Source organism: Methanoregula sp. UBA64 (assembly GCF_002502735.1).
Lineage (GTDB): Archaea > Halobacteriota > Methanomicrobia > Methanomicrobiales > Methanospirillaceae > Methanoregula.
Genome location: NZ_DAQC01000012.1, coordinates 1 through 13822, shown reverse-complemented (window position 1 = coordinate 13822; position 13822 = coordinate 1). Strand labels below are relative to the sequence as shown.

At 57.3% G+C, this 13822-nt stretch carries 14 protein-coding genes, 1 tRNA gene and 2 rRNA genes; 9 read left to right on the top strand and 8 right to left on the bottom strand.

All coding sequences use genetic code 11. The features are described from left to right. Nucleotides 1-191 precede the first annotated feature (191 nt). From ppsA to BP758_RS12285, 6 genes are all read left to right on the top strand, one after another. Nucleotides 192-2477: a phosphoenolpyruvate synthase gene (gene ppsA, locus BP758_RS12310; protein WP_292371187.1), complete on the top strand. Its 2286-nt coding sequence runs from the start codon at nucleotides 192-194 to the stop codon at nucleotides 2475-2477. Then, entirely contained in the window at nucleotides 2467-3564 is a 1098-nt protein-coding gene (mfnA, locus tag BP758_RS12305; protein ID WP_292371188.1) for a tyrosine decarboxylase MfnA, read from the top strand. Before ppsA ends, mfnA begins: the two co-directional genes overlap by 11 nt. Next, nucleotides 3557-4105, top strand: a complete 549-nt coding sequence (gene hpt, locus BP758_RS12300) for a hypoxanthine/guanine phosphoribosyltransferase (RefSeq protein ID WP_292371185.1) — start codon at nucleotides 3557-3559, stop codon at nucleotides 4103-4105. The genes mfnA and hpt overlap by 8 nt, the downstream gene beginning before the upstream one ends. Then, a complete protein-coding gene (gene dph2, locus BP758_RS12295; protein ID WP_394339204.1) occupies nucleotides 4065-5033 on the top strand; it encodes a diphthamide biosynthesis enzyme Dph2 in 969 nt (322 codons plus the stop codon). The genes hpt and dph2 overlap by 41 nt, the downstream gene beginning before the upstream one ends. Continuing rightward, on the top strand, nucleotides 5030-5641 hold the full coding sequence (locus tag BP758_RS12290; RefSeq protein WP_292371181.1) for an METTL5 family protein: 612 nt from the start codon (nucleotides 5030-5032) through the stop codon (nucleotides 5639-5641). The genes dph2 and BP758_RS12290 overlap by 4 nt, the downstream gene beginning before the upstream one ends. 107 nt (nucleotides 5642-5748) lie before the next feature. Beyond that, nucleotides 5749-5928 carry a hypothetical protein gene (locus tag BP758_RS12285; protein WP_292371179.1) on the top strand — a complete coding sequence of 60 codons (180 nt, stop codon included), beginning with the start codon at nucleotides 5749-5751 and terminating at the stop codon, nucleotides 5926-5928. Between the two features lie 95 nt (nucleotides 5929-6023). Here BP758_RS12285 and BP758_RS12280 read toward each other — a convergent pair whose 3' ends face one another. Genes BP758_RS12280 through BP758_RS12270 form a run of 3 tightly spaced genes read right to left on the bottom strand, consistent with a single transcriptional unit; the run spans nucleotide 6024 to nucleotide 7689 of the window. Beyond that, complete coding sequence (locus BP758_RS12280) at nucleotides 6024-6767, bottom strand: TylF/MycF/NovP-related O-methyltransferase (RefSeq protein WP_292371177.1); 744 nt, start codon at nucleotides 6765-6767, stop codon at nucleotides 6024-6026. Nucleotides 6768-6817: 50 nt separating this feature from the next. Continuing rightward, the gene (locus tag BP758_RS12275; protein ID WP_292371175.1) at nucleotides 6818-7186 is read right to left on the bottom strand and encodes a hypothetical protein; all 369 of its coding nucleotides are present in this window, start codon (nucleotides 7184-7186) and stop codon (nucleotides 6818-6820) included. Between the two features lie 47 nt (nucleotides 7187-7233). Further along, nucleotides 7234-7689 carry a hypothetical protein gene (locus BP758_RS12270; protein ID WP_292371172.1) on the bottom strand — a complete coding sequence of 152 codons (456 nt, stop codon included), beginning with the start codon at nucleotides 7687-7689 and terminating at the stop codon, nucleotides 7234-7236. Between the two features lie 102 nt (nucleotides 7690-7791). On the opposite strand from BP758_RS12270, the gene BP758_RS12265 reads away from it, so the two are divergent. Then, on the top strand, nucleotides 7792-9096 hold the full coding sequence (locus BP758_RS12265; protein ID WP_292371170.1) for an MFS transporter: 1305 nt from the start codon (nucleotides 7792-7794) through the stop codon (nucleotides 9094-9096). A gap of 5 nt (nucleotides 9097-9101) precedes the next feature. Here the strand turns inward: BP758_RS12265 and BP758_RS12260 are convergent, their stop codons facing one another. Both BP758_RS12260 and BP758_RS12255 read right to left on the bottom strand, forming a co-directional pair. Continuing rightward, entirely contained in the window at nucleotides 9102-9758 is a 657-nt protein-coding gene (locus BP758_RS12260) for a hypothetical protein (RefSeq protein WP_292371169.1), read from the bottom strand. A gap of 99 nt (nucleotides 9759-9857) precedes the next feature. Beyond that, nucleotides 9858-10277, bottom strand: coding sequence for a hypothetical protein (locus BP758_RS12255; RefSeq protein ID WP_292371167.1), 420 nt, complete (start codon nucleotides 10275-10277; stop codon nucleotides 9858-9860). A gap of 109 nt (nucleotides 10278-10386) precedes the next feature. Here BP758_RS12255 and BP758_RS12250 point away from each other — a divergent pair, with 109 nt between their 5' ends. Continuing rightward, entirely contained in the window at nucleotides 10387-11004 is a 618-nt protein-coding gene (locus tag BP758_RS12250; protein ID WP_292371166.1) for a DUF2115 domain-containing protein, read from the top strand. 308 nt (nucleotides 11005-11312) lie between these two features. Beyond that, complete coding sequence (locus tag BP758_RS12245; RefSeq protein WP_292371165.1) at nucleotides 11313-11957, top strand: HXXEE domain-containing protein; 645 nt, start codon at nucleotides 11313-11315, stop codon at nucleotides 11955-11957. 496 nt (nucleotides 11958-12453) lie between these two features. Here BP758_RS12245 and rrf read toward each other — a convergent pair. The 3 genes from rrf to BP758_RS12230 all read right to left on the bottom strand — a co-directional run. After that, nucleotides 12454-12575 (bottom strand): 5S ribosomal RNA (gene rrf / locus BP758_RS12240). Nucleotides 12576-12669: 94 nt separating this feature from the next. Beyond that, nucleotides 12670-12741: transfer RNA gene (locus BP758_RS12235), tRNA-Cys, on the bottom strand. Nucleotides 12742-12825: 84 nt separating this feature from the next. Next, nucleotides 12826-13822, bottom strand: a 23S ribosomal RNA gene (locus tag BP758_RS12230); the annotation flags it as partial.

The following is a 13822-nucleotide window of genomic DNA, read 5'->3' as shown; positions in this document are numbered from 1 at the left end:
GCCAGCGGATCGCTGACGAGCACTCGTGCGTTTGCCATAAAAACCCATACAGTATCTGCGCGATACCTAATCAGGGTTATTCTTCTTAAAGGATTATAAAAAACGACACCCTGCCGGCTCATCCGACGGTCTGGCGCGACGTATGAGAATACTTAAACAGGGGGGAGAAGAGATTAGTAAGTGGTGCGAGCATGAAAGATGTGCCCAATATTCTATGGCTCGAAGAGATCAGGAAGGAGGACATCTCGTCGGTCGGCGGCAAGGGGGCATCCCTTGGCGAGATGGCCTCGATAGGCCTTCCGGTACCCCCGGCATTTGTGGTCACCGCTCAGGCGTTCCGCAGGTTCCTGGTCGAGACCGGTCTTGACCAGAAGATCTTCAAGGTCTCGGACAACCTCGATGTCGAGAACAACGAGGCACTGGAGCAGGCCGCAGATACCATCAAGGCGATGGTAACCTCGGCCTCGATGCCGCAGGCAATCCAGAACGATATCAAAGCCTCGTACGGGAAGATGGCACAAAAGGACCTCATCGTTGCGGTCCGGTCGAGCGCGACCGCCGAGGATCTTCCCGATGCGAGCTTTGCCGGCCAGCAGGAGACCTACCTCAATATCCGGGGCGAGGCAGCGCTTATTTCCTCAGTCCAGAACTGCTGGGCGTCCCTGTACGGGGCCCGGGCGATCTACTACCGGGCAAAGCAGGGATTCGAGGAGAGTACGGTCAACATCGCGGTCGTGGTCCAGCAGCTGGTCCACTCGGAAAAGGCCGGTGTCATGTTCACCTCCCATCCGATCAGCGGCGAGCCGCTCACGATCATCGAAGGATCGTGGGGCCTTGGCGAGGCTGTGGTCTCGGGTTCGGTCTCTCCCGATCACTATGTTTTCGACCAGCGGACGGAGACCATCGCCGAAGTGACCATTGTCAACAAGAACGTGGAGATCATCCCCGACGGATCCCACGGCACAAAACTCGTCCCGGTCGATGCAGCCCGGCAGGACGCACGGGTGCTCTCGGACGAGGAGCTCAAAAAGCTGGCAATGTACGGCAAGATCGCCGAGAACCACTACGGGGTTCCGCAGGACGTTGAATGGGGCATTGTGGCAGGGACGATCTATATCCTCCAGTCCCGGCCGATCACGACTATCGGGAAAAAAGAGGGAAAGGGCATGTCTGGACAGAGCAAGGATGCAAAGATTCTGATCAAGGGACAGGGTGCGGCGCCGGGTATCGCATCCGGTAAAGTCGCGATTATCCGGGATGCAAAAGACACGGGCGCGGTAAAAGAGGGCGACATCCTCGTCACCCGGATGACCAACCCGGACATGGTGCCGGCAATGCGCAAGGTTGCCGCCATCATCACCGACGAAGGCGGGATGACCTGCCACGCAGCGATTGTCTCACGGGAACTGGGCACCCCTGCCGTTGTCGGGACAAAGACCGCAACCCAGCAGCTCACAAACGGCCAGATGGTGACCGTTGACGGCGAGCTCGGCATTGTGTACGAAGGCGCAGTAGGCGGCGCAACGCAGGCAAAGGCCGGCGCGGCACCGGTCGTGGTTGCCGGGGCAGCCCCGGTTGTCACCGCAACGAGCGTAAAGGTCAACGTCTCCATCCCCGAGGCAGCAGCCCGGGCAGCAGCAACGGGCGCAGACGGCGTGGGTCTCCTCCGGATCGAGCACCTCATCCTCGGGCTCAACAAGACGCCCGGCTGGTTCATCGCCAACCACAAGGAAGAGGAGTTTGTCAAGGAACTCTACGACGGCATCAAGATCGTGCTCGACGCTTTCCCCGGGAAAACGGTCTGGGTACGGACGCTCGATGCGCCGACCGACGAGTTCCGGAACATGGCAGGCGGCGAGAGCGAACCCCTCGAACACAACCCGATGCTCGGGTGGAGAGGCATCCGCCGCGATCTCCAGAGCGCAGAGCAGTTCCGGCTCCAGGTCGAAGCGTTCAAGCGCCTCTGGAAGGCCGGCTACGAGAACCTCGGTGTCATGTTCCCGATGGTCTCCCACCCCGACCAGTTCATCAAGGCCAAGTCGATGATGGCGGAGTGGGGCGTGGATGTCGAGAACGCAACGCTCGGCATCATGATCGAGATCCCGGCAAGCGCCATTATGATCGAGGACTTCCTCCAGGCAGGCATCAAGTTTGCCTCGTTTGGGACCAACGACCTCATCCAGTACACGATCGCCATTGACCGGAACAACGAGAACGTGGCCGACATGTACAATCCCCGGCACCCGGCGGTCCTCACCCTGATCCACAATGCGATCCAGAAGTGCCGCGAATACGATGTCGAGTGCTCGATCTGCGGGCAGGCAGGTTCCGACCCGAAGATGGCAGTCTGGCTTGTCGAGCACGGGATCACCAGCATCTCGGCAAACATCGATGCCATTGCAAAGATCCGCGAAGCAGTTGCAAAGACCGAGAAACGCATCATTCTTGAAGCTGCGAGAAACCGCGATGCTGAATAAGGGCTGTACAGAAGCCGATCTCTTCTCATTTTTGGCCTCAAAAAAAAGGGAGGATATGGATCACCGCTATATCCTCAGCTCCATGTGTACGCTCCCGCACCCGGTTGCGGTCAGGGCGCACGATATGTTCATGGAGACCAACCTCGGCGATCCGGGGCTCTTTCCCGGAACTGCGTCTCTTGAACGGCTGCTGATCGAACGCTTCGGCACGCTCTTCCATAAGCCGGATGCCGGGGGGTATGCAACGAGCGGGGGGACCGAGTCAAACCTCCAGGCGCTCCGGCTTGCAAAAGCCCTCTGCCATACCAAAGCCCAGAACGTGATCGTCCCCCAGTCCGCCCATTTCTCCTTTAAGAAAGCCTGCGACATCCTCAGTATCGAGACGAGGAGCGTCCCACTCGGCCCGGATAAACGCATGGACGTGGACGCAGCGGCTGAACTCATCGACAGGAATACGATCGCACTGGTCGCGGTTGCCGGGACCACGGAGTACGGGATGGTCGACCCGATAGCCGACCTTGCAAAAATCGCCGACCAGCACGGGATCTTCTTCCACGTGGATGCAGCGTTTGGCGGCATGGTGATCCCCTTCCTCGACAATCCCATTCCCTTCGACTTTTCCCTGCCCGGCGTCACCACGATTGCGGTCGACCCGCACAAGATGGGCATGAGCACGATCCCGGCCGGGTGCCTGTTAACCCGGGAGCCGGACATGCTCGACGTGCTCAACATCGATACGCCGTACCTCACGGTAAAAAAAGAGTATACCCTTGCCGGCACCCGGCCGGGGGCCCCGGTGGCCGGGGCGCTTGCGGTGCTCGATTACTTGGGGAGCGAGGGCATGAAAGCCATTGTTGCCGGGTGCATGAAAAATACCCGGCGCCTGATCGCCGGTATGGAAACGTACGGCGTTCGGGCCGCAACATCGCCCGACGTGAATGTCGCGACGTTTGTCTGCGACAAGGCGCCCGCGCCGTGGAGGGTCTCCTGGACCCGCGCCGGGCACATGCGGATCGTCTGCATGCCGCACGTAACCGCAGACTGCATCGAAGCATTCCTTTCCGATTTTGGTGATATGCATGCTTGAAAAACTGATAGAATCGCTGGAAACCTGCCCGATGGTAAAGAGGGGCGAATACAACTACTTCATCCACCCGATCACTGACGGGGTACCGGTTGTCGAACCGGCACTTCTGCGCGACGTGTGCAGCGCGATGATCAAGGTCCTCGACTTAAACAATGTCGACAAGATCGTGGTCGTCGAGGCCATGGGCATCCACATCGGATCCGTACTCTCGGTGATGACCGACATCCCCATGGTGGTCATGCGCAAGCGCGAGTACAAGCTTCCCCACGAGGTGCCCGTCCACCAGAAGACCGGGTACTCGAAAGGCGAGCTGTACTTAAACGGCGTGTACAAGGGCGACCGGATCATCATCATCGACGATGTGGTGAGTACCGGGGGCACGATGAAGGCCCTGCTTGCCGCGCTTGAGATCGCAGGCGCCGAGGTAAAAGATGTCTGCATCGTGATCCAGCGCGGGAACCCGGATATCGGCCGGCCGTACAAGTCGCTTGTGAAGATCGATGTCGACGACAAGGTGCACGTCGTTGAACGCCACATCTGACCTGATAACCCAGCTCAGATCCCGCGGGGCAAAGAAGGTCGCCCTCCAGTTCCCCGCGGGGCTCAAACGGCAGGCGGCGGAGACTGCCGCTGCCCTCAAAGCCGCGGGTTTTGCGGTGGTCGTGAGCGGCGATCCCTGTTACGGGGCCTGCGACCTTGCCCTTGATTGTTTATCCAATGGCGCCGATCTGCTCGTGCACTTCGGCCATGCACCGGTAGATACCCGGGACGATGTCCTTTTTATCCCGTGGGCCGTGGACTTCGACACGGCGGTTCTTGAAAAAGCCCTGCCGTTCGTACCGGAAAAGACCGTCGGCCTTGTCACGACCGTCCAGCACGCCCATCTCGTACCTGCCATGGAAGCATTCCTCTCATCGAAAGGGTACGAGGTCAGGGTAGGCGAAGGCTCGGGCCGTACACCCCTGCGGGGGCAGGTCCTCGGGTGCAGTTTTGCCGCCGCAAAGTCTGCCGGCGCCCCGGTGATCCTTTTTGTCGGTACGGGCGTGTTCCACCCCATCGGGATCGCCCTTGCAACCAAGGCCCGGGTGGTGGCGCTCGACCCGCTGACAGGAATTGCACAGGAGGTCAGTGCCGATACGCTCCTGCGCCGGCGCTTCGCGGTGATCGAGAAAGCGCGCAATGCAAAGACCATCGGCATTCTCCTGAGCACCAAGTCCGGGCAGGCACGAAAAGCGCTTGCAGAACGGCTTGCCGCGCTCTCCCCCGGGGCCGTGATCGTTGCCCTGCGCGAGGTAAGCCCGGACGAGCTCCTCAACCTCGGCTTCGACTGCTATGTGAACACCGCCTGCCCCCGACTCGCCTATGACGATCAGATCAGGTTCCCCAAGCCCGTCCTCTCCCCCGAAGAGTTCGAGATCCTCTGCGGCAAACGCTCGTGGGACGATTATGCCATCGACGAGATCGCATGAAACTCCGGCAGCTTGAGATAGCGCTCCAGCGGTGTGCGGGATATACAAAACCACGGGCCGGGCTCGAACAGTACCAGACACCGGCACCGCTTGCCGCCCGGCTCCTCTACGATGCATTCATGCAGGGAGATATCGAGGGAAAATCGGTCTGCGATCTCGGGAGCGGGACAGGCATCCTTGCCATCGGTGCCGCCCTGCTCGGGGCAGCGCCGGTCCGGGGCATCGAGACGGATACCGATGCGATCCGGATCGCACGGGAGAATGCCCGGCTTCTCGGTGCCGACGTGGAATATATCCCTGCGGATATCGCTACGGCGCAGGAAACGGCCGGTCCCTGTGACACGATCGTCATGAACCCGCCGTTTGGCGCCCAGAAACAGAACCTCCATGCCGACCGGCCGTTTATCGACGCGGCCCTTGCAATCGCCCCGGTGACCTACGGGATCTTCAATGCCGGTTCGACGCCGTTCGTGAATGCATATGTCAAAGGGCGGGCGACGGTTGCCGGGCAGGTCAGCGGGACATTTTCCATCAAACGCACGTTTGCCTTCCATACCCGGGATGCTCATGAGATCCCGGTCGAGATCCTCAAACTTGTGCGGACGTGACGGTGCGCTCTCCCCTGGGAAATTCTTTTATTAGGGAATGGAAGGACGGACCGGGCGGCAAATCCTTATAGGGTCTCATTGAGAGAGATATATCCGGAGAATTGATTATGGACAAGACTGGAATCGCTGCACTCATTGTGGGTATCATCCTTGTGATCCTCGGGGCCTGGGCAATCTGGGCATTCCTGCCCCAGGTTATCGTTGCCGTAGAGGGGCTCATCGGCATCGTCGTGCTGCTTGCCGGCCTGATGCTCGTGATCTTCGGCATCCTCATCTTCCGGGAATAAACCCCTTTTTTTATTGCAGAGTTAACAATCCCGTTTCTTTGAAAGGAAACGGCCAAAAAAAGAGAGATAAAAACGACTGTTCCCCGTACTGGGGATTAGACTTTTACTACGATACACTGGGATGCGGCAGTTTCCACGACCGGCTCCGGCTTGTCGGTGAAATACTCGTCCACCGCTTTTCGTACCCCGGGCACGGTCAGGTAATCGTGGGAGATGATAACGCCACCGGCATTCATCCGGGGGTAGAAAAATTCGAGGCACTTTTTCGTGCTCTCGTAGGTGTCGACATCCAGGTTCACGAGCGAGAACTGCTTCTCTGTGACCGGGCCGGCCGTGTCGGGGAAGAGCCCCTTGTAGATGTGGACATTTTTCTCCCCGGCAAGGTAGGCCCTGACATTTTCATAGGATGCGGCGAACTTGCCCTCGTAGAACGGCCAGACCTGGTCTACCTCGTCCACCTTGGGCAGGCCGGCAAACGTGTCGAAGAGGTGCAGGGCCCGGTCGCCTTTTGCAGAGCAGATGATCTTCGCGGACCCGCCCTTGTACACGCCGACCTCGGCAATATCGCCGGGGATCTTCTGGGTGATCTTTGCCGCCATATAGATGTGGTAGGCTTCGATATCCTCAAGGAGCAGCTCGGTCTCGGACCGGATCTTCTTTAAGGAGGTAGCGAACTGCTTCCTCTCGGGGCTGCCGTAATGGGAGAGCCGGCCCCGGTTCGCGATATCGTATCCCATGAACGGCTCGATTATGGCGAGTTTCCGGAATTTTACCAGGTACTTGCTGGGCGCAATGGTATCGAAAAAACAGATGATATTCTTCTTGGGGAACAGACTCATGTCCGTAAATTTTTGTTGTGCCGGGATTTAAATTGCGTATATCCCCCGGGTTACACAATTCCTTTCCGGCGTTTTGCTGCGGCACAGTACCCGACAGCTGCCGCAAGTGCGAGCAGGACAAGTCCGAAACCGGGCATGGCTAGGATCACGAGGCCCGCCCCGTACGCTACGAGAACCGAGACCAGGCCAAGCACGTTTCCCTTCCGGTAGGCCCCGATAACCGAGATGGCGAGGAGAATGGTGGGCAGGATGACGAACAGGTACCTGACAAGGGGGCTCGGGAAGACGGAATCGATGGCCGAACCGACCACCGATATCAGCAGATCCCCCGGGTCAAGGCCGATCGCGGTCCAGATCCCCGAGAGAAAGCCAAGGCAGATAACAAACTGCCAGATAAACCGGCGGGACTTTTTTGCCATACGCGTATCCGGGCGGGGTGACTCGCGGGCAGCTGCGAAGGGAAAAATCAGAGCGGCTGGCCGTTTCTGGTTGCTACCGGGTCCGTATCTACATCGAACTCGTCCAAAAACGGCATAAGGCCGGTGGCAAACGGCCCGGTCTTCCCGGTCTCTGCATCGGGGCCTTCCCCAACGCTGACAATCTCGACCATCAGGGGGAACTCCTCGATGGTCTGGGCAAAGGAGGGATCGTTCTCCTTGGTAAATGCAAGGAACCGGTCCACCCGGATAAAGGGCCGCTCGTACTCGGGGACACCGCGGTACTCCTCCTGCACCTCGGCAAGGCTCCGGGTAGTGGCGAGATCCTTCTCGAAAAACAGGTAGACCGCAACTCCGTAATCCCGGGCAATCCCCTCGAGATTTCGGATGTCGACCATTCTTCCTTTGTCGACCCCGATAGAGGCCATCTTTTCCGGTATCGTGGTACCACGGAGCGCAGCAAGAGCAGCGGCGGTGTTATCCATGCAGAACAGGTGGGGTGCCGGGTATAGTATAGTTACCGTCGCAGGCAACCGCCGGCAGTGCCGACCGGCAGGCATAATGCCAGGTACTGCCAACGGGGATACGTGAACTCCGGCACCTGCGGGGATATCGGGGAGCGGACCATAAAAAAAGTGAGCGTCCGGCTGCTGCCGTTTCTGATCCTCCTTTACGTGATCGCCTACCTCGACCGTGTGAACTTCGGTTTTGCGGCCCTCGAGATGAACAGTGCGCTCGGGCTTTCAAGCGAGGTCTTCGGCTTTCTCTCCGGGATCTTCTTTATCGGGTATCTCTTCTTCGAACTCCCCAGCAACCTGATCCTCCAGAAGGTCGGGGCCCGGATCTGGATCGCCCGGATCCTCGTAAGCTGGGGGATCGTGGTGATGTTTACGGCCTTTGTCACCGGTGCATTCCAGGTAGCCGTGCTCCGGTTCGCACTCGGGGTTGCAGAGGCCGGCTTCTTCCCGGGCGTCCTCCTCTATATCACCTACTGGTTCCGGGGAAAAGACCAGGCAAAAGCGGTCGGGCTGTTGATGACCGCGCTTGCCATCTCCACGATCGTGGGGGCACCGGTCTCAACCTGGATCCTCGACTCCGTCCACTGGCTGGGCATGGCCGGCTGGCGCTGGCTCTTTATCATCGAGGGCCTGCCCGCGATCCTCCTTGGGATCGTCGCGTATTTTTACCTCACCGACCGGCCCGAAAACGCCCGCTGGCTCGAACCGGAAGAGCGGGCCTGGCTCTCTTCTGAAATTGAAAAAGAGAACTCCCTGCGCGAACAAAAGGGCGGCCATACCGGCCTTGTCTCGGTCGTGGCCGACAAAAGGATCTGGCACCTGGCGTTCATCTACTGCATGCTCGTGATCGCGTTATACGGCCTCGGGTTCTGGATGCCCCAGATCATCAGGTCCATGAACGCGAGCCTCTCGAACACCACCATCGGGCTGGTGATGGTCATCCCCTATGCATGTGCCGGTGCAGGGATGATCCTCTGGTCCCGGCACTCCGACCGGACCGGGGAGCGGCGCTGGCACACGGCAATCCCGCCGCTCGCGGGGGGGATAGCCCTAGCCCTGTCGGGGATCGTCTCTTCACCGCTCATCGCGTTTGCCCTGCTCGTCATCGCAACAATGGGGATCTTTCTCGCCTTCGGGCCGTTCTGGACGCTCCCCTCGCTCTTCCTTGCCGAGGTCACGGCCGCGGCCGGGATTGCGGTCATCAACTCGATCGGGAACCTCGGGGGCTTTGTCGGCCCGACCCTCATGGGCTGCCTGGCCCAGATCACCGGGAGCACGAATGCCGGGCTCGTGGTGATCGGCGCCTGCCTGGCGCTTGGCGGCGTGTGCGCAGCGGCGGTCACGAGCCGCCGGCATGAGACGGACACCGGATAGTCCGGTTACTTCCGTACCCGGGCATACCCGAACAGCGCCAGTACGGCAGCAACCGCCCCGAGGCATACTGCCGACGAGCCGGCCTTTGTCGGCGACGGCTGCGATGCGGGCAGGGAAGATTGCGTTTCCTGACGGGACACGGCCGGTACAGCAGAGGGAGATACCACCGGGGCGGAAATCAGGATACTGCTCCCCGGAACAGGCTGGCCCGCAGTGTCGAGTTCGGTCACCTGAAGGATCGTTACTTCCGGGGCTGCACCTGACGGGACCGTACCGTTGAGCGCGACCGTAAGCGAGACGTCGCTTGTCACCGGGTACGAGAGGAGATACCCGTTCACAAACGCCGATGTGCCGGATGCCGACTGCTGCGCGGCAGCACGACCGTTTGCAATAACCTGAATATCCCACCGGGCACCGGACAGCCCGGTCTGCATCTGGAGCGTGTGCGTCCCGATAAACGTCGTGTCACCCGAGGGGAGAACGGCGAAGGTAACGCGTGCCTGCTCCCCGCTCCCCAGAGCCAGCGGGGGGACGGGGACTAACGACTGGTCGGTGAGGACAAGGGTTGCGGCAGCGGGCGTGCAGATGACAAAAACCGCCGCTACCAGAAAGACGACAGGAACGGCACAGGGGACAAGGGGATTTTTTCCGGGACGGGACATACCAGAGGAGGTATTATTTCCGGGGTATCGTTAACATATCGACGCCGTCCGAGGAATCTTCCTAAAAATGGGAGAACTGGACCCTGCCTCATCAGCAGGTTATAGGTTCGTCATGAGCACGGTCTGCTGGACGCCACCGGTAAAGATACCAATAACGTCGACGTTGGATGGATCCGGTACCCCTTCATAGGGGAATGTATACACATCACCCGGCTGCGGGTTTTCCATGGTCCGGGTAACGATCTGCCCGTTCTGATCGTAGATGGTAATCTTGAGTGCCGTCAGGCTTGCAGCGCTTGCGCCGCCGTTATAGGTTACAATAACATTATGGCCGCTCTGTTTTGCCGTCACGTTGATCTGCATCATCCCGTCCGCGATAACCGCGGTCGGCGTGGCAGTCGGCGTGATGAGATCGACCGATTGCGTGATAGTGGGCGTTACAGGAACGGCTGAATTCTGGGTGCAGCCGGCAACAAGAATGGCAAGCACAAGAAACCCGGTGACAAGGATCCATCGCATACGGGATAGAACGCGGTCAATCTCAATAAATATTTTTAAAAACCCGGAGTACCGATCGCATACTGATATACTCCCGGGCATACAACCGATCCGGAAAGAACAGGAAATAATGACCATCGCACGAACACCTTCCCCGGAGGAACAGGAATATGTCAGATCGGTAGCCCGGTCCCTTGCAGCTGCACGAACAAAAAACGAGCTGGCAGACTGCATTGCACGGACCGCGGGCGATTACACGCTTGCCGATCTCCAGGTGCTGGGAGGAAAGCTGTACACCGAAGTCGAGGCCCTGCCCGAGCCCTACCGGGCCAGGGTCCGCCCGTACTTTACCGAGCAGATCTTCGGGGCGCACCACCGGCTCCTCCTGCTGCACCGTTCGGGAGGCATGGAGGGACGTGCGTCACCCATCCGGGACCGGGAAACATTCAATAAGTTCTGTGCAATGATCCCGGAGGGCTGTTTTAGCTGGGACGAGCATGCGGACCGGACGCCGTTTGCCTATTCCCCGAAACACCGGCTTTTTTACTACCTCATGGCAGCCTTTACGATGTTTGTCCTCGATAAGCCCGGCCACCCGGTGGGGATGCCCTTCCCCGGGGGATTTGCCGTTGAGGAACGCAGCGGGGAGTATTACTGCCTGATCCGGGACCGGGAAAAAGAGGTTTTTTTCTCCATCTGCAATTTCTGCCCGGCAAAACAGGCGGATGAAAAAATTTCTTTGACGTGAGAACGGGGTTTTTATCCACGCGGTCTCTTTAGAGATCGCCGTACAGGGCGGGAAACTACCGGCATCTGATCCCGATTTAAACCGGGGGCCTTTTTATCCAAATACGATCCTAGATGAAAATTGCGTGAAAACGAGTGCCTCTGCACGCTGATTCTTTACCAGGATATGCAAAACAGCGGGCGGGCAGTTCCATCTCGTATATCCGCATCAGGCCGGGGCATAAAACCCGTGAATGTGCAAGGGGGAAGATTTGTCCCGGATTCCATTCAGCGCATGCCAATGATAACATAAAAAAAAAGAGGGATACCTTGATTCAGAACCAGAATGAAACCCCGGACGCTCCCGGGCTTACGTACAAAAAATTAAACACCGCATGGCAGGTAACGGGTGCATTGCTCTTCCCGATTCTCTTCACCCTGCTCCTGATCCTGTATTTTACCACCCCTAACCTGCAGATGTTTTCCTGGCTCTTGTGGCTGGGTCTGCCGATCATCATGATCCATGAGTTCGAGGAATACGTTGCTCCCGGGGGCTTCAAGAATTTTTTTAATACAAAAACCCTCCTTGCGCCCACTCCCCTCAAAGAGGATGTACCGCTGAACGAGCCCTACATCCTTTTCATGAATCCAATCCTGATATGGCCGTGGGTGACACTGGGAGCACTATTCTATACGGTGCCGTGGATCGGAATCAGTGCGATCTTTTTCCAGCTGGGGATTAATAACATCCAGCATATTGGCCTGTTCCAGATCCGGCATAAAGGATACAATCCCGGCCTTTTCACAACCATGTTCCTGATGATGCCCTACTGTACGCTGATACTCTGGTACGTACTGGTCAACCCGGTGATGACAACAACGGACTGGATCCTCTCATTCGTGGTAAGTGCAGGGGTTATACTCACACTCTTATCGATAACCATGACCCGGCTGAAGCATACATCCCAGGGATAAACCGGGAAAATTCCCTTTTTTCGTAACGCCCCCGGCTATATACAGCAGAGCCGCCAGTTTCAGGCAACCGCGATAGCGGTAATTCCCGAGTATACAGCGGGTTTTTGGGGGGATATATGGTCGTATACCTACTATGCTGCAGGTGAACTAAAATCTCCAAGTCTGTTTGCTGACACCATCATTGGCTTCACGAGTATAGTTATCAAAAAACCGTTTACAAGTACGGCGATTTCATCGGCAATCGTATTGAAAGTCGAACACAAAACGCCGGTATTCATTATTCTCTAAAAAGTTGTGCCCCAATCCTCATACTGAGGGTAGAACCAAGAAAAATTTCGCCCGTCTGCCAACAAGTACGCCGCAGGCATTTTATTGAAGATACGTGTCACGAAGGTCGCGAACCTTTCAGGTATCCGTTAAGAAACGATACAGGTAACAACGATAGCGTTCGCTTTTAAGCGAAACATTACAAGAAGACTCGTGTAATAAGGAAAGGTGATAGCAGCTTGGTATGGTTCCCGGGGACTCGCGTACCTCAGTACAGCATACTACGTGTGTCAGCTTAACTGCTGGGTTCGGAATGAGACCAGGTGTTTCCCGACAGCTATGGCCGCTATCACCACATGATTTGCTTTTTTTTGTTTTGCAGCCGAAGAAGTAGATGCTTTTTCTTCGGAAGACCAGTATTCCTTTTTATCGGAACACCAGTCCAAGCCAAGGTCCGGAGTTGAACCGGATTGTAGCTGATCTGCAGTCAGCCGCGTGGCCGCTCCGCCACCTTGGCGACCGTGTAGGATAATACCTTATCCTGTTGGTCAGGATCGGATATAAGGTTTACACTCAGAATTTCGTCTGGGCTTAGCGTGGTGAGCACTAGTATTTGGACGTTAGTACTTCCGGACTGAACACGTCGTTGCCTTCGTGCGTACATCCGAAGCCTATCAATCGGGTCTTTTACCCGTGTCCTGTAACGAAGTCTCTTGTTTAGGCCGAGTTTCAAGCTTAGATGCTTTCAGCTTTTATCCCTTGGCGCGTGGCTGCTCGGCACTGCCTTGTCAGACAACCGATCCACTAGAGGCGCCGAATGAAAGTTCCTCTCGTACTATTTCATTCTTACCTTCAGACTTCACACACTCCTGATAGATAGTAACCGACCTGTCTCACGACGGTCTAAACCCAGCTCACGATCCCCTTTAATAGGCGAACAACCTCACCCTTGGCTGCTGCTGCACAGCCAGGATGGAAAGAACCGACATCGAGGTAGCAAGCCGCCGGGTCGATATGTGCTCTTGCCGGCGACGACTCTGTTATCCCCGTGGTAGCTTTTCTGTAGTCAATAGCCCTCATCAAAAGGGCGTATTGGTTCGTTAGACCCGAGTTTCCTCTCGCGATCACTTGCTATGCGTGATCGCGTCAGGCCAACTTATGCTCTTGACACTCTTCTGTGAGTTGCTGACTCACATGAGTTGACCTTGGGGCACCCTTGATATTTTTTCGAGGGTGTGGCGCCCCACCCAAACTGCCTACCTACCGGTGTCCTCGTTAGAGTGAGAACTACAACAAAACTAGGATGGTGTCTCATCGATGGCTCCCCAGTACCCGAAAGTGCTGGATATAACGCCTCCCATCTACACTGCGCAAGAATTATCGTAATTCAGCGACAGGCTGCAGTAAAGCTCAACGGGGTCTTCACTTCCCATCAGGAGTCTCTAGTCTCTGCACTAGAACAAAAGGTTCAACGGATATGTGTTAGGGACAGTATCGCACTCATTAATCCATTCATGCAAGTCGCCAATTAAGCGACAAGGTACTACGCTACCTTAAGAGGGTCATAGTTACCCCCGCCGTTTACGAGTCCTTCGTCC